Source organism: Chengkuizengella sp. SCS-71B (assembly GCF_040100845.1).
Lineage (GTDB): Bacteria > Bacillota > Bacilli > Paenibacillales > KCTC-33759 > Chengkuizengella.
In genome coordinates, this window is record NZ_JAZHSH010000001.1 from 375,099 (window position 1) to 392,357 (window position 17,259).

Genomic DNA, 17,259 nt, shown 5'->3' on the forward strand with positions numbered 1-17,259 from the left:
ACATGATATATCCACAAAAATACATTTACGCAAATCATTATAAAAAAATGGAAAAACTCACTTGGGAAGAGTTAGAAGAAATTAGACTAGATAAGTTAAACAAACTTTTAAATCACTTTACAAAAAAGGAATTCTATAAAAACTATTGTAGTGAAAATTCAGTGATACATAGACCCTTGAATCATATTGATGAACTGAAAAGGTATCCAATTGTTACAAAGAAATTTATTAGAAATAACATAGATATCATAAAAAAAAATAATAAGACTGCTGTTTTAAGAAGCACAAGTGGCTCATCTGGAGAGAATTTCAAATTTTATATAAGTAGGAAGGCAAAATCTAAGCACGCCGCATCAAAACATTATTTTAATCATATAAATGGGATTCAGCAACATAAAGGAAAAACAATTGGAATTTGGGGAGGGAACCTGCAAAAACCTGAAATCAGTCAAACGATCATTAGAATGAAACATTTATTGTTAGACACAACGGTATTGCCTGGATATGCAATGGATGATGCTAAGGCAATAGAGTATATCAATATCATTAATTCGCAAAAACCAAGAGAGTTGTATGGTTATCCTTCTTATCTATATAAAATAGCAGATGTAGGTATTAAAAATAATATGTCGTGTTATACTCCTCCAATCATCGTATCTAGCGGAGAACAATTACAACCTTATCAAAGGGAAACCATCGAGGAATTTTTTAACTGTAAAATTTTGAATAAATATGGTTCGTGTGAGTTTAGCGTTATCGCTCATGAAACATTTAAAGATCAAGAATTATTAATTAATTCCACACAGTTTATTGTTGAAACAAATGATAAAAATGAACTGCTTGTTACTGATTTAGATAATTATGCTACACCTTTTATTAGATATAACATTGGTGATATGGGTGAAATATCAAGATTAGGAAATAGGTACTTCTTAAAAGAGATCTATGGAAGAGCTAATGATGTGATTGAAACTCCAACTGGAAAGATGATACCAAGTCAATTTTGGACGATCCTAAGCAGAACGGTAGATGGAATTATAAATTATCAAATCGTTCAGGATGATGAGAGTAACCTAACAATGAACATGATTGTATCAAGTCAATTTGACAACAATAAGTCAATTTCTAAGCTGAAACGAGGATTTCGAGATAATTTTGGAGATGAGATGAATCTAATATTTAAGTTTGTAGATCACATAGAACTTACTAATTTTGGAAAAAGAAAATTTGTTATTAAGAAGGTGAAATCTTGAATCAATTTGACATACCTATCGTTATGTATCATTCCATTAATAAACATCCTCAAAAAAACCCTTTAGGATATCTTAGTTTTTATCCAGAAGAATTCGAAGCTCACTTAAAAATGTTAAAAAAGTTAGGGTATGAACTTATAAACATGTCTGATTTACTTGAAATGGAGATTGATTATAATAAAAAAATTGCTGTAATTACATTTGATGATGGTTTTGTGGACAATTTATTAATTGCGAGAGAAATTATGGAGAAATATAATGCGAGAGGAACGATCTTTGTTAATCCAGAATATGCTTTTGATAGTAAGGTTAGCGATGTTATTAAATCTAAATATGGTTGGGGATATATGAATTTTGATGAAATGAGAGAGGCAGAATATAGCAAAGTATTTGATATACAAGCGCATGCTATGACACATGAGTTTATATTTACTTCAGGAAAAATTATAGATATCTACACAGAGGATAAATTTGATAAGTACTATTGGTTGGCTTGGATGTTATATCCTGATACCCCAAAAAGATGGGATGGAGATGCATATAAGTATGCAAAATTAATACCAGAGGGGTTCCCAATATTCGAATACAATAGAAGGTTATCCTGTCAAAAGTTTATACCTAATGATGAGTTTATAAAACATGCTCTGGATAAATATGAAAAAGTAAAAGATAAACAAGAATTAATATCTATATTAAATGATGATGAAGATGAAGGTAAAGGTGAATTAGAAACTCATGAAAGATATATCGAAGAAATAAAGGTTCAAGTAATGGATTGTAAAAATGTGCTCGAGGATGAATTAAATAAAAATATAGAGGTCATATGTTTTCCAGGAGGAGGATATAATGACCTTGTACTACAAATTACAAATGATGCTGGATATCGCTGTTATATGAGATCGAGTCAATTGCGAGAAGACAATAATATTAATCATTTAAAGAAAATGAAACAAGGGAAATTTGTCGGATTAAACAGAATTTCCTTTACTCGTAATTATCCAAAAGTATATTCAAAAGCAGCTAGTGCATACTGGGTTGGAAAAATCTCAATGAAAAGTTTTCAAAATAATAATGTTTATACAAGCGTAAAAAAAATACTTAGGAAGATAAGATAAATAAATCAAGTTCGGTTTTCTAACGGAAAAGCCATAAAGAAAGGAAGCCAATGATAATATGCCAGAAAGAAATGTATCTTTCAATTTAAATAATCCGTTTTTTCTATATATCATGGCATTTTTTATCGTTTCAAACTTGAATAGAGTTTTTACATCTATAAACTCAACATTTCAAATTTCTTCATTTGCTATGTTCATGAATATTCTTCTAATCTTGATATTTTATAAAACAAATTTGAACAAACAAAAACTATACATTGGCATGTTATTAATGGCAGTTCATACTATGATATTTATAAATTTTGGATTGGTAAATAGTAAATTAGACAGTTCATCCCAGTACATAGTAATGAAATATATTCAGAATTTTGTAATTTGTGTAGTTGTTGTCTTTGTTATAAATAGAAAGATCCATCTCCAACAATTATTATTAGTTATTGGCTATGCAGGTGTTTTATTAGCTGTATTAGGTATACTTGAATTTTTGGAAATATTTAAAGTAATGGAAATGGTAGGGGTATATAAGGAAAATAACGGAAGACCTGGTTCAATGTGGATTGATCCTAATCAATATGCAGCGGCAATCGTTTTTTCATATTTATGTATTTCTAAATATGGAAACAATAAGGTAAATATCTTATTAAAAATCATTATGATATTGGGCATTGTAGCTTCAAGTTCTAGATCAGCTTTTTTCGTATTATTAATCATCATTTTTATTGAGTCTATTGTTCTACAAAAATGGGAATTGCGTGTTATAAAAAAAATCATAGTGGGATGTTCTATTACCATGATCTTTCTGGCACTACTATTTACATTTATCAGATCTAATTTGTGGATACAAGATCTTCTATATAATAGCAGATTAGATAGATTAATGTTTTGGAATACCAATGAACACCAAGATGATGTTAGTAATGGGAGAATGGATGCATTAGTGATTAGCGTTGAAACTGCATCAAGAAACCTCATATTTGGTCTAGGAATAGGTAATTCAACTAAAGTCACAGGACAAGGTGCACATAATATGTTTATTTATACTTTTGCTGAAACCGGAATTATTTCTCTTTTTACATATATCTTGTTTTTATTAAGTTTACTCATTACTGCAATAAAAAATTTTATTGTGAATGGAAACAAGTTTTCTATCTCTTTATTTATGTATTTGTTTTTATACTCCTTTTTTTCCCACACTTTGATGATAAATGGTATTTCGGGCATAGCAGTAGGAATAATACTGCTGTACAAAAAATTTATGTATGTGAATAACTAAGAGGTTGTTCAAAAAGTCCCCTTTTGATCACGCACTAATAGATAAAAAAATTTGGAGTGTGGTTTGTGAAAAAATTAGTATTCATTTTAATGATATTAGCCATATTTTCAAAAATGCTTGGGTTCGGCAGAGAGATTACACTATCTTATTTTTATGGGGCATCAAATGTTACAGATGCGTATTTAATTTCTCTAACTATACCTTTAATATTATTTCAGTTTTTTGCAAAAAGCATTCAACATACTTATATTCCTATGTATAGTAGAATATTGAAAGAAAAAGGGATAAAAGATGCTATAGGTTTTACTAACATGCTTATAAATGTTGTTTTAGTAATATGTACTTTTATTGTTGTCATCGTAATTGTATTTACGGTTCCTATCGTTAAGATGTTTGCCTCTGGATTTCAAGAAGAAACTTTAATATTAGCGACTAATTTAACTAGAATAAGCATATTTGCAATTTATTTTTCAGGGTTGGTTTATATATTTACTGGATATTTACATCTAAATAATAATTTTAAAGTTCCAAGTCTTATGAGTTTACCTTTCAATTTAGCCATCATTCTTTCAATTTTTCTAGCTTATAGATTTAATAATATCATTTTAGGTATAGGGAGTGTTGTTGCAGGTTTACTTCAAATATTATGGTTAATGCCATTTGTTTTGAAACAAGGTTATAGATTTAGTTTTGTACTGAACAAATATAAGGAACAATTTAAAAAAATAATTTACTTATCACTTCCTGTAATGATAGGAGTTTCAGCGAACCAGATTAATGTATTAGTAGATAGAACGATTGCGTCACAAATATCAATTGGCGGAATATCTGCTCTAACTTATGCAAATCTGTTTAATTTATTTATACAAGGAGTTTTTGTTGCGTCAATTACAACGGTCATATTTCCAATGATTTCAAAAATGGTAGTAGAAAATAATCTATCTGGTTTAAAAAAATCCATATCCACTATCTTTAACAGCATTAATTTGCTATTAATACCAGCAGTAGTAGGAGTTATGATTTTTGCAGAGCTCATTGTGCAAGTGGTATTTGGCAGAGGAGCATTTGATTCACAGGCGGTTTCAATGACTTCGACTGCCTTGTTTTATTATTCTATCGGTATGGTCGGATACGGACTAAGGGATGTTTTATCTAAAGTGTTTTTTTCCATGGAGGATACTAAGACACCTATGATCAATGCCGCAATAGGCATGGGGTTAAATATTATATTGAACATCATTCTTTCCAAATTTTTAGGAATAGGCGGCTTAGCTTTAGCTACAAGTATTTCTGCAACATTTACTACAATATTGCTCACAATCAGTCTTAGAAGGAAAATAGGGCAATTTGGATTAAAGCACATAAGTGTATCATTTGTCAAAATATTAATTGCCTCACTATTGACAGGTGTGATTTCCAAATTAAGCTTTGACTATTTATCAATTCATATTTTTAATCAATTCCTATTATTCCTGCTTACTTTAGCAATAGGTGTAACAACTTATGTAGTCATTATTTATTTCATTAAGATAGATGATGTAAATATTTTTGTGAATGTTATAAAAAGAAAGATTAAAAGTGTTTTGAAGTAAGATAATATTCATCTATTTCCTCTGATGTTAATTCACAAAAGTGTCCATATAAAATATGAATTTTAGGCATAAACATTATATTAATTAATATATATAACTTGTAAAACACCTAAATAAGAGATTCACATATTGCTTTATATTAGTATAACTTTAGTAGATTTTATACGAAAATGAAACCATGAATATGAATTGGTGAAATAAAGTTATTGTGGAGGGAAAAATGGAACAAGATATGAATGTAAAAGAATTTCTTCAATTAATTCTAAGAAAAATGTGGATGATCATCATAATTACTGTAATAGTTACGGTAACCACAGGGCTAGTTAATTATTATGTCCTAACACCTACGTATAAATCTTCTAGTCAAATCCTTGTTACCCCTGAAATTTCCGAATTACAGCCATTTGATCTTAATGACATTCGTTCTAGTATAGAGTTAATTAATACTTATAGTGTCATCATTAAAAGTCCTCTTATATTGGAACAAGTTAGTGAGAATTTAGAAGGGAAATATTCTGCTCAGTATATAAGCAGTTTGATTCAAGTGTATACAGAAAATCAATCGCAAGTATTCACAATAGAGGTAACCAGTGAGGATCGTGAAATGGCTTCGCAGATTACAAATACAGTCGCACAAGTGTTTAAAACAAAAATAGTTGAGCTAATGCAAGTGAATAATGTGACTATATTATCAGAAGCTAAGGTTCCAAATTCTCCTGTAAAACCTAACCCGATTTTAAATATAGCTATTTCTTTTGTTGTAGCTGTAGTATTTTCTTTGGTACTAATATTCTTATTAGAATTTTTTGATAATTCAGTTAAAACTGAACGTCATGTAGATGATTTAGAATTATCAGTTCTAGGGACAGTAAATAAAATAGGGAAAATAAACATGAAGAAGTTTTTAAAAGAGAAGAGAAGTAAAAAAGAAGATAGTGTTACTAAGGAAGGGAGCATCACATATGAAGCTTGAAAGAAAGAAGGATAAGGTGAGATTACGCAGTATGCTATCATTTTATCAACCTAAGTCTATTTTCTCTGAACAATTTAGATCCATACGAAGTAATATCCAATTTTCTTCTGTTGATAAAAGTGTCAAATCAATCTTAGTTACTTCTTCTGTTCCTGGTGAAGGAAAAACGACTACTGCTGTAAATTTGGCGATTTCTTTTGCGCAGCAAGGGAACCGCGTATTACTTGTAGATACTGATCTTAGAAAGCCTACTTTGCATCACATTTTTGAACGTACTCAACATAGAGGTTTAACTAACTATTTGGCTGGTCATTACCGATCAATAGAAGATTTCGTTTGTGATTCTGGCATTGATAACCTTCAAATTGTTACAAGTGGTCCAATCCCCCCTAACCCTGCAGAATTATTATCTGCAAGTGAAATGAAAGTATTCATGAAGGAAGCCTTTGAAAATTACGATATGGTAGTGTATGATACTTCACCCGTATTAGCAGTAACCGATGCACAAATCTTATCAAATGTGTGTGATGGTGTAATTCTTGTTATACGGAGCGGAAAAACAAGAACAGAACAAGTTAAAAAAGCCAAAGAAAATTTAGAACAAGCGAATGCTAAAATATTAGGAGCGATCTTAAATAAGAAGAAGGTGTCAAAACATGAATCTTATTATTATATACAATAAATCTCTATAGTCAATTTTTAAGTAATTTAATTATAGATAGTTCTAGAATAATACATACTATAACCAAGATTAATGATTGTATTTTTTGCAAAATATCTCAACCATACTCGGAGTGAACAACGTGAAAATCAAGCCATTTTTCAATGAAATGATATGTAGAATTCAAGATGATGAAGTCAATGCTATTGCTGCACAGTTAACTTATTATCAGATTTTATCTTTTTTTCCTTTCCTTATCTTTCTCATTACATTACTTTCATACACAACCATTACAAGTCAGGATGTACTAAAGGAGATCACGGAGCTCCTGCCTGATAATACTGATCAGACGATTATAAATTTAATAGCGGAGACGGTATCCAGTCGTAGTGAGACACTGTTATCCCTTGGTGTCATTGCTGCCATTTGGACAGCCTCTAGAGGGGTTATGGCTATTATTCGTGGGATTAATAAGGCTTATGATGAAGCGGAAAACAGACACTATGTTGTCGTTAGAGGGATTTCTATTTTATATACTCTGTATCTAGCTTTGGTGCTGTTGCTTTTATTTATCATGCTTGTTTTTGGAGAAGTAATAGGTAGACAAGTGTTTAGTTTCTTTGAGTTGCCACAATATTTTGGAATTGTATGGAGATGGATGAAATATTTGATTCCACTCTTTGTTATTTTCTTTGTTTTTGTGTTCTTGTACCATAGTGCACCAAATCGAAAATTAAAATATAGAGAAGTTTTGCCAGGAGCCATTTTTACAACCGTTGGTTTGATCGTGGTTTCACTTCTATTTTCAATATACATAAATAACTTTGGTAATTTTTCAAAGACGTACGGAAGTATAGGAGGAGTCATTGGTTTACTCATCTGGATGTACCTTATTAATATTACAATTATCCTAGGTGGTGAGGTCAATGCAGCTTTAACAAATTTACGTGAAGGAAGAAGGAGAGAGCATTGTAAACCTTTTGGGTATTATTTGATTCTTCCTTTTAAGCACAAAAAGGAGAAATGAGGGCAAACATGGGATTTATATACATGTTAATTAAAAAATAAATATAGTAAAATATGTACTGAATGTCCAATAATAATAAGGTGGAGTTGACAACATGAGAAACAGCAATAGGTACATATTAGTGTCATTATTATCTTTTTTACTTATTTTTTCTTCGGTGGTTCCTTTGGCTGGTGTACAAGCTGAGGGGGATGTAGTTGAGGATGTAACTAACGTAGGTGACTTGTTAGAACCGGAAATTACTGAGGGAAATAACCAGCAAGAAGAAGTAGGTTTAGTTCAAAATTTCCAGCTTCTAGTTCCAGAAGGATACGAGACCTACCATTTTTCTGGTGAAATTAACTTACTGAATAGAGAACAAAGTAATGAATTTTTGTCTGTAGAAGAGTTTTTAGATTTGAAAAATGGAAGCCTGGATGAGGATACAGAATATTTTCTAAATATCACTATTAAGTTGAGGAATAGTGAAGGAAATAAGATCAATTATTTATATCGAGAAAAGTTAGATGGCAATGAAATTAAAAATTTAAATAATGTTAATGTATCAGAAGATGAAGTTAATCGACTTCAGATCCATATGAATGAAGAATTCAACAATGAATTGATCACTCTAGTTGTATTAGGCTCTGATGAATACTCAGTTGAAGTTGATAAATATGATTTTAACAACAATTCACAAGTAGAGTTGTGGTTGCCCTCTAACTTAAACAATTTTCTTGTTAAATATGTAGGTAATGATTACTCAAATGAAATTTCTGATGCATTTTATATAGTAAAAGAAATTGATATTTCAAATATTGATTTAAATACTCCTATTACATTTGATGAAGAATTTAATAATTTAGTAGATGTAGTATTTGATAGAGATCTTCCACATGTGTCTTTTATAGACTATGGCATTTCAAGATCTTTTAGGAACATTGATAGAGTATCTGTATCTCCAGGGGAAAGATTTATAAGTGCAATGCTTTATGGAAACAATTTCTTTTCGAGTTGGTCTACTGACATAATTGATTTTCAGTTCCAAACTGAGTTATCTTTTTCAGATACTATGAATCTAGAAATAGATGTATATTATAATTTTTTAAGTCATGCAATTTCACTAAAAAATGATATACAGAGTGGGGATTTTGATCTTGACTGGGTAGATTCTGAAAATATATCTCATTCTTTTATGATAAAAAATCAAGATACAGATGATATTTATAAACTTGAAGAAGAGTGGGGTTCATATCTATTGATTGATGATTTAGTTCTTCCACCAGGAAATTATGTATACTTTGTAGAGGTTGAATTTGAGGGGCAAACTCTGGAACAATCAGTTGATTTTACAATAGGTGAAGGTCGTGTATATCCTAATGTTTCTGCTGATGATGAGAACAATGTGATATTAAATGCAGATACAAGTATGGAGTATTCAGCCGATGGTGGTATTTCATGGTTACAGTATGATGATTCAAACCGACCTACATTTAATGGCGATCAAGAAGTACTCGTTCGTTATAAAAATCTAACTAGTTATATTATAGTGTTTTTTACTAAAAACAATGATGAAACAGGAGACTTTAAGTTCAATTTACCTAGTGGATTTGAAGAGTATGAAGTGTCCTTAAATTCAGGAATAGTAAGAAGTTTTGGGAATGGAGTAAGCAGTAAAGGGTTTAGATCTTTTGATGAATTTAATGATGTTCGTTTAGATCTAGAAGAAAACGAAGATCATTGGATAGAAATGGCGTTTGAATTAAAAAGTGATGCTGGTGAAATCATTATATATTTATATCAAGCTAACTTAGCAGGTCAAGAAATTAATGATTTAGAAGAAATTAATATAGATGAATCAGAAGTGATTGAACTTCAAATTGAACCACATAATAAACTTAATCATCATAGAATTACTGTTATTTCTGATCAAAATTTTGGGTTCAGCATTGAAGAAGTTCTATTTAATGAATCGGGTATTATGTTATGGTTACCTAAAGAAATATCAAAATTTTACTTAAAATACTCTGCACAAACTGAATTAGAAGATGATTTATCTCAACAAGTTCTTCTTTTTAAAGAAGTCGATCTGAGTGTGTATGAATCTCCAATTCATTTTGATAATGAATTAAAAGAAGCTGTTGAAATATCTTTTTATAGAAATAATCAGCCATTAGACATAGATTATTTGGCAATGGATCATTATTCAGCATCATTTTTTAGTTTTCCTGAGTTTAAACAAAATACAATTATATTGACACCTGATTTAGTTAGGTTTTTTATTGAAGAACGTCAGGGGGATTATATTTGGAAATGGTATAGTAAAGAGATAGATATCGTAGAAAATACACAATTGCAATTGACGGATTTAATTGAAATGGATGTATCTTTTTCATACTTGAGTAATGAAATTAAGTTTGAACATAATATAAAGGGTAGCCAATTTAACCTTCATAATGTAGTTTCTGATCGTAATAGTGATTCTGCTATTTCTTCCTTAATAGAAATAAAAAATGTAAATAAAGAAATTGTATTTGAAGATACGCTAGATTTTGATTATCCAGGTGGAATTTTTTATGAAATTCCTTATGATTCTTTGCCTTCTGGAAATTATGAATACAATGTAGCGATTCATGTTCCAGGTCAGGAACCATTACAAGAGTCAGCCTGGTTTCAATTTGACACATTGGGAACATCAAGTGCACCTATCAACATGAGAGCTATAACATCAAATCTAGAAATAGAATTGACCTGGGAATCAAATGTAAACAATAATGCTCCTACTGGTTATGTTGTGAAACGTTCGGAAGCAGAAGGTGGACCTTATGAAGATATTGCAGAATTGAATAGCAGTGAAACGATTATAAATAGTGATGGTGTAACAGGAACTACTCATTATATAGATACTGATATTGAGAGTGATACAACTTATCACTATATTGTGACAGCATTGAATGATGTTGGTGAGGGTATCCCTTCAAATGAAATATCAGCAATGGTAGAATCAGATGAAGATAACGATGGATCTGACGATGAAGACTCTGATGGTGGAGACTCTGGCGAATCAACTCCAAGCGGCGGTTCAGGTGGAGGCTCAGCACCCCCTCCAGCTGACGTCGAAGAAACCAAGTCAACTGAACAAGAAGAATCAGAAGAAGAGTTAGACGACTCTAAGAGCGTAGAAGTTGATGTTGCAAAAGAAGCGAAAACAGAAGAGCAAGCCGATGGATCAACAAAAACGAAGATTGAATTGGATGAACGAACAATCAACAAAGCATTAGAAGATGTGGACGAAGTGGAGCAGCTTGTAATAGATTTATCAACGGTTGAAACAGACGGATTGGACATTGAGCTTAGCTCTGACATTATCGATTCCGTAACAGATAAAAACGATGAAGTAGTGATTGAAATCATCATGGACGAAGCAGCATACCACCTTCCTATAGAAGAAATTGATCTTAAAGATATTTCTAAAGAATTAGGTGTATCTGCAAATGAATTAAAAGTTTCTATCCAGATTAACAAGGTGAAGAATACAGAATTAATAGAGGATCAAGATGAGCTAGATCTAGCATCAGACGTATATGATTTTCATATTGAAGTCACTTCAGGAGATGAAACAGTAGAAATTGAACACTTTAGTCAATATATTGAGCGTGTGATCATGGGTGAAAAGAGATTTGATCCTAATCGTTCCATTGCAGTTCGTCTAAACGAAGATGGAACTTTTACTCCTATTCCAACTGTGTTTAATGGAAAAGAAGCAATCATTAAAAGTACTTCGAATAGTAAGTATGTCATTGTTGAAAATAAAGTAAGCTTTGAAGATAGTGAGGGTTGGTATCAGACCACTATCGAAAAATTATCAAGTAAATATATAATAAATGGGATTAGTGATACTAAGTTTGCACCAAATGAAGTAACCACGCGTGCACAATTAGCAGCGATGTTGGTTAGAAGCTTAGATTTGAAATCTAACAAAGATTACTCAAGTATCTTTACAGATGTAGAAGGAACGGAATGGTTTGTAAACGAGCTGAATGCAGCTGTGGAAGCAGGAATTGTGAAAGGTTATAATGATAACACCTTTAAACCAAACGATTTGATAACACGTGAACAAGCAGCAGCAATGATTTATCGAGCTATGGCATTAGTACAGTTTGATGAATCCAAGTTAAATCAAAGTTTAATTGCAAAAGATAAGTTTTCAGATTATGCAGAAATAAGTAAATGGGCAATAGAAGAATTAGAAGTAATGACTCAGACAGGCATTATTGGTGGTAAAACGGAAAATATGATTGCACCATCAGCGAATGCAACAAGAGCAGAAGTAGCTGTGATGATTGCACGTTTCTTACAGTTTGTAGATTTTATGAACTAATTAAAATCATTTAATTTAAAAGCTATCCTTGATGATAAAAGCTAAACTGCGCCTCCAATTGTATGATAGCGTCTAACAATTGGGGTGCAGTTCATCTGGGATAAAATAAAAAAAGCTAATTACAAAATGAGTTTGTATTAGCTACTTTTTTGTATTAAATGAGGGAATATAAATTTTTTTGTGTAAATGGAATTTTTATATCAATAAATTAAACAGCTTCTCATCCTTATTAATTTCAATATATTTGATATCTTTTTCCGCTAAACGTTCAATCAGTGCATCATAATCTTCACGATGTTTTAACTCAATACCTACGAGTGCGGGTCCATTTTCTCGATTGTTCTTTTTCGTATATTCAAATTGAATAATGTCATCATCTTTGCCTAGCACATCATCTAGAAATTCTCTTAATGCACCCGATCTTTGAGGAAAATTAATAATAAAATAATGCCTTAACCCCTCATATATAAGTGAACGTTCTTTAATATCCTGCATTCTATCAATGTCGTTGTTCCCACCACTGATGACACAAACGACATTTTTCCCTTTGATTTCATCTTTATAAAAATCTAGTGCCGTAATTGGTAATGCTCCAGCTGGTTCAATTACAATCGCATTATTGTTATACATTTGTAAAATGGTCGTACATGCTTTTCCTTCCGGAACGAGTACAATATCATCTACAAGCTGTTTACAAAGTTCAAATGTAATCCTTCCTACTTTTTGAACTGCAGCACCGTCTACAAATTTGTTTATATTTTCAAGGTTGACGATTTCATCTTGTTCAATAGATCGTTTCATTGCAGGGGCACCTTCAGGCTCTACCCCAATGATTTTTGTGTCAGGACTCACACTTTTAATATAACTCCCTGTTCCTGCAGCTAATCCACCGCCACCTATGGTCACAAATACATGGTCAATATTTTCAGAAGTTTGATTCATAATTTCCATCCCTATAGTTCCTTGCCCAATAACAGTAAGAGGATCATCAAAAGGATGGATAAAGGGCATTTCTTTTTCATTACTATATTGTATCGCGGTTGTATAAGCATCATCATACGTATCACCTGTCATGATGACCTCTACAAACTCTTTACCAAATAATTTTACTTGCGAGATTTTTTGCTTTGGTGTTGTGGAAGGCATAAATATTTTGCCTTGGATACCTAATCGATTACACGAATAAGCAACTCCTTGCGCATGATTTCCAGCACTGGCACATACAACGCCCCGTTCACGAACCTCTTTGGATAAACTTTGTATCGCAAGATAAGCCCCTCGAATTTTAAAAGAACGAACGACCTGTAAATCCTCCCGTTTTAAATAAACATTACAGTCATACATTTGAGATAACAGTTCATTATATTGTAGTGGGGTAGTTTCAATGACGGGATTAAGCACCCGACTAGCGTGAATAATGTCTTGAATCTGAATGCTTTGCATGGTTTCCTCCTTATTGCCTACATTAGTTAGCTATTTCATCACAATTTTCTCTAAAGTTACAACCCCAACAATTTTGTGTAGTAGGGTTTGGTGTAAATTTAGAAATGGGTAGAGGTTTATTCATTTCAGGTTCCTCTAGACATTTTTTCATTTGATTCATACTTTCTACTATGTCAATTTTAAGCTGATTTAGTTCATTTTCATCGATTGTGATCTTTGCAGTCTTTCCAGATAACAAGTATTCTAACCTAATTTCTATCTGTTCAAAAGGTACTTTATATTTATCATGTAAAAATAGTGCATATAACAAAAGTTGATTTTCATTTTCTTCAGATTCTTTTCCTGTTTTCCAATCAACGATGATCCAACGGTTTCGCTTTTTATATAAAAAATCTAGCTTCACATAAATTTTCTGTCCGTTGATGAGAAAGGTGTTAAGTTCTTCTATCTCTATTATTTTCATATCTTGATCTTGTAATAGATCTTGTATCGTTTCACTTTCAAAAAAATTGGTTACACATAGTTTTAAGCGCTCTTTAATTTGTTCTACTCGTTTTGGTGGAAGTTTATCACCGTAGTATAACTCGTGTAACATTTTTAGTTTTTTTGGTGCCATCTTCCATCTTGCCATGTCTAATGAATCTTTATAAGCTTGATTCAGGTGGAATCGAACATCTTCAGTGATCTCTTTTTGCTTAGGTATGGATTTTTCTAGCTGCCATTGTTTTAATGAAGCTTCTGCCATTAGATGAACACCATCGCCTAACATCATATAAAGATTAGTAATTTGTTTTAAACGGTACGCTGTACGCTGTTCTTCGGATGCCTCTCTCAACCAACCGTTATGTGAACCATAATAATGGTAATAATATTTTCTTTTACAATCCCTAAAAATTTGATGGCGTGATTGCGACCACGACCATTCGGGATAAGGACGAATTTCAAAAGCCATGATGATTGCTCCTTTCAGATCTTCATATTTCGACATATTTTTTTGAAATCCTTTAATCTAGTGAAGAATTCATTCATTAGATATAAGATTAGATTCAACAATCACAAAAAGGGTTTGAAATTTAACTTATGGTATACTAAATTTGAATGATTTGGCAAGTGAAATTTTCAAGAAATAAATTTAAAAAATATCCGAAGAGTAGTTGTGATGAAAATGTCAGAAATCTTTTATACTTATTGACATTTCAATAATTTGGATAGAAAATATTTTATTTTTAAATTTTTAAGGGAGTGAATGAATGATGGAACTTGTAGTTTATTTAGCGGGTCAAATTCATGATGATTGGAGAGAGAGTTTTAGAAGTAAAATCAAGGAAAAAAACCTTTCCATCCAAACCGTGGGACCACAGGAAAATCATGATCGATCAGACGAAATAGGGGAATCAATTAAAGGGACACAACCAAATGCCATTTATCGAGATGAAGCGGCTTCTCAAATGAACAATCTTAGGACTACAGTATTAATGAACAAAGCAGATGTAGTTGTAGCATTATTTGGTTCTAAATATAAACAGTGGAACACTGCGATGGATGCTGCTACAGCGATTCAACTGGGCAAACCTGTTATACTAGTTCGTCCTGAAGAACTCCACCATGCGTTAAAGGAATTATCCAATAAATCACAAGTAGTTGTAGAAACGTTAGATCAAGCTGTAGAAGCATTGGCTTACATATTGGAATAAATTTGTTAAAAGTAAAAATAGGAAATAGAAATAATGATGTAGCTCTTGGTATATGATCAAGAGCTTTTTGTGTTGCTTGCTGATGACTTTAATCCGAAACCAGACCCCTTATTTTTATCATTTGACTTATAAGAAACCTTAAAAAGGGAAAACATAAAGGAGTAAAAAGGAGGAAAAAAACATGAATGGGATGTACAGTACTTATATCAATATTGGGTTGGTCCTTATCGTGATCATCGGTATTGGTTCGTTAATTTATACGTTTAGGTTAGCTCAAGAGCAAAGGAATGAAGATCAAAGTGGAACATCTACGAAACATCCGATCATTTTAAATCCAGTATTACTTAGTTATGTGATTATTACCCTTTTAATGCTAGTCGGTGCATATTTCTTTTACATTTACGTACTTAAATAAAACTTGAGGGGAGTTATCTTATTATGGAAAGGCAAAAATATTACGTTTCAGTGCAGGCAGGCACCATACTAGAAGAACAAACGGCGGCTTCCTATGAGTTTGAAATATATGCATCAGCTAAAGAACTTACAGAGCTTGAAGAACTATTTAATTTTAGAGAAGATGCAGAACACACTACTTTTATAAGGTCCTTTATACCAGCGATGGCATATCATAATGATCAGGAAAATGATGACTATGATGGAGTGTTAGCTGGTATTTATAAAAAAGTTCATGAATTAGGAACAGAGGAAACTAAAAGGCAGATTGAAAGAATGAGGATTCTATGAATTTTGTAGATATTAGTGTGGAGTTATTTATTGGATTTATACTCCTTTTTTTGATGACAAAAATTTTAGGAAAAACCTCAATTAATCAAGTCACCCCATTTGAATTCATATCTGCCTTAGTGTTGGGTGAACTTGTTGGTAATGCAATATATGATGAGGATATTGGTTTTGGATACATTTTATTTGCTGTTTTTGTTTGGGGTTTATTAATGTACATAGCTGAAATGTTAGAAATAAAATTTTTAAAACTTCGTGGTTTTTTAGAGGGAAACCCTTCCATCGTGATCTATAATGGAATAATCGATCGAAATGAACTAAGAAAAAATAAAATGAGCATCAATCAATTACAAACTCTATTGCGACAAAAAGATACTTTTTCAGTACATGAAGTAGAATTTGCTTTGTTAGAAGCAAATGGTACACTTTCAGTTCTTAAGAAATCATTATATTCAACTACTACACAACAAGATTTAGACATGCATCCACGCCCAACATTCCTATCCGTTACTTTTATCATTGATGGGGAAGTGTTGTTAGATAATTTAACAGCAAGTGGCTTTGATGAAGCTTGGTTGCAAAATGAATTAGTGAAATTAAATATCAAAAGAGTTGAGGATATTTTTTATGCAGAATGGCATCAGGAGGAAGGTCTTTACGTAATACCTATGAAGCAATCCACTGCGAGATGAACATCTCTTCCTCAATTCCCCCGATAAAGTAAGTCACTATTACTTCAAGGAAACTCGTACGATTTCAGCTACATAAGATACTGAACAGGGTATGCGTTTTGAAAGTTGTTCATCACTTGAAATACAAAGCATTGGCAGTACTCATGTGAACGACTTTTGCGGTGTGAGCAAGTGGATGGAATATGGGTACTCCCATTGTGTACATCTCTTTATCTTCCCAGTATAGAAAGTCACAAATACTTCAATAAAAAACTAGCAAGTTGTTCCTCACATGAAATACAAAGCAATGGTAGTACTCATGTGAGCGACTTTTGCGGGGTGGGCAAGTGGAGTGAATATGAGTACCCCCCATTGTGTACATCTCTTCACCTTCCCAGTATAAAAAGCCACAAATACTTCATTGAAAAACTAGCAAGTTGTTCCTCACATGAAATA

14 protein-coding genes are annotated in these 17,259 nt (G+C 31.9%); 12 read left to right on the forward strand and 2 right to left on the reverse strand.

Going from position 1 to position 17,259, the window contains the following annotated elements:
- Positions 1 to 47: 47 nt before the first annotated feature.
- The 8 genes from VQL36_RS01830 to VQL36_RS01865 all read left to right on the forward strand — a co-directional run bounded on the left by VQL36_RS01830 (position 48) and on the right by VQL36_RS01865 (position 12,254).
- Positions 48 to 1,253, forward strand: a complete 1,206-nt coding sequence (locus VQL36_RS01830; RefSeq protein WP_349247676.1) for a hypothetical protein — start codon at positions 48 to 50, stop codon at positions 1,251 to 1,253.
- Positions 1,250 to 2,368 carry a polysaccharide deacetylase family protein gene (locus VQL36_RS01835; protein ID WP_349247677.1) on the forward strand — a complete coding sequence of 373 codons (1,119 nt, stop codon included), beginning with the start codon at positions 1,250 to 1,252 and terminating at the stop codon, positions 2,366 to 2,368. Before VQL36_RS01830 ends, VQL36_RS01835 begins: the two co-directional genes overlap by 4 nt.
- A gap of 58 nt (positions 2,369 to 2,426) precedes the next feature.
- Positions 2,427 to 3,641 carry an O-antigen ligase family protein gene (locus VQL36_RS01840; RefSeq protein ID WP_349247678.1) on the forward strand — a complete coding sequence of 405 codons (1,215 nt, stop codon included), beginning with the start codon at positions 2,427 to 2,429 and terminating at the stop codon, positions 3,639 to 3,641.
- A gap of 65 nt (positions 3,642 to 3,706) precedes the next feature.
- Entirely contained in the window at positions 3,707 to 5,233 is a 1,527-nt protein-coding gene (gene murJ / locus VQL36_RS01845; protein WP_349247679.1) for a murein biosynthesis integral membrane protein MurJ, read from the forward strand.
- Positions 5,234 to 5,453: 220 nt separating this feature from the next.
- Positions 5,454 to 6,206: a YveK family protein gene (locus tag VQL36_RS01850; protein ID WP_349247680.1), complete on the forward strand. Its 753-nt coding sequence runs from the start codon at positions 5,454 to 5,456 to the stop codon at positions 6,204 to 6,206.
- Positions 6,196 to 6,888 carry a CpsD/CapB family tyrosine-protein kinase gene (locus tag VQL36_RS01855; protein ID WP_349247681.1) on the forward strand — a complete coding sequence of 231 codons (693 nt, stop codon included), beginning with the start codon at positions 6,196 to 6,198 and terminating at the stop codon, positions 6,886 to 6,888. The genes VQL36_RS01850 and VQL36_RS01855 overlap by 11 nt, the downstream gene beginning before the upstream one ends.
- 121 nt (positions 6,889 to 7,009) lie before the next feature.
- Positions 7,010 to 7,894 carry a YihY/virulence factor BrkB family protein gene (locus VQL36_RS01860; RefSeq protein WP_349247682.1) on the forward strand — a complete coding sequence of 295 codons (885 nt, stop codon included), beginning with the start codon at positions 7,010 to 7,012 and terminating at the stop codon, positions 7,892 to 7,894.
- A 94-nt stretch (positions 7,895 to 7,988) separates the two neighbouring features.
- Positions 7,989 to 12,254 (forward strand): DUF4073 domain-containing protein, encoded by a 4,266-nt coding sequence (locus VQL36_RS01865; protein WP_349247683.1) that lies wholly within the window; start codon positions 7,989 to 7,991, stop codon positions 12,252 to 12,254.
- 195 nt (positions 12,255 to 12,449) lie between these two features.
- Here VQL36_RS01865 and ilvA read toward each other — a convergent pair whose 3' ends face one another.
- Together ilvA and VQL36_RS01875 are read right to left on the reverse strand one after the other, a co-directional pair.
- Positions 12,450 to 13,697 carry a threonine ammonia-lyase IlvA gene (gene ilvA, locus VQL36_RS01870; RefSeq protein ID WP_349247684.1) on the reverse strand — a complete coding sequence of 416 codons (1,248 nt, stop codon included), beginning with the start codon at positions 13,695 to 13,697 and terminating at the stop codon, positions 12,450 to 12,452.
- 22 nt (positions 13,698 to 13,719) lie between these two features.
- On the reverse strand, positions 13,720 to 14,649 hold the full coding sequence (locus VQL36_RS01875) for a PD-(D/E)XK nuclease family protein (protein WP_349247685.1): 930 nt from the start codon (positions 14,647 to 14,649) through the stop codon (positions 13,720 to 13,722).
- A 301-nt stretch (positions 14,650 to 14,950) separates the two neighbouring features.
- Here VQL36_RS01875 and VQL36_RS01880 point away from each other — a divergent pair, with 301 nt between their 5' ends.
- From VQL36_RS01880 to VQL36_RS01895, 4 genes are all read left to right on the forward strand, one after another.
- Positions 14,951 to 15,391, forward strand: coding sequence for a YtoQ family protein (locus VQL36_RS01880; RefSeq protein WP_349247686.1), 441 nt, complete (start codon positions 14,951 to 14,953; stop codon positions 15,389 to 15,391).
- A gap of 181 nt (positions 15,392 to 15,572) precedes the next feature.
- The gene (locus VQL36_RS01885; RefSeq protein WP_349247687.1) at positions 15,573 to 15,806 is read left to right on the forward strand and encodes a hypothetical protein; all 234 of its coding nucleotides are present in this window, start codon (positions 15,573 to 15,575) and stop codon (positions 15,804 to 15,806) included.
- A 23-nt stretch (positions 15,807 to 15,829) separates the two neighbouring features.
- Positions 15,830 to 16,135: a hypothetical protein gene (locus VQL36_RS01890; protein WP_349247688.1), complete on the forward strand. Its 306-nt coding sequence runs from the start codon at positions 15,830 to 15,832 to the stop codon at positions 16,133 to 16,135.
- The gene (locus tag VQL36_RS01895) at positions 16,132 to 16,824 is read left to right on the forward strand and encodes a DUF421 domain-containing protein (protein WP_349247689.1); all 693 of its coding nucleotides are present in this window, start codon (positions 16,132 to 16,134) and stop codon (positions 16,822 to 16,824) included. Before VQL36_RS01890 ends, VQL36_RS01895 begins: the two co-directional genes overlap by 4 nt.
- The last annotated feature ends 435 nt before the right edge of the window (positions 16,825 to 17,259 follow it).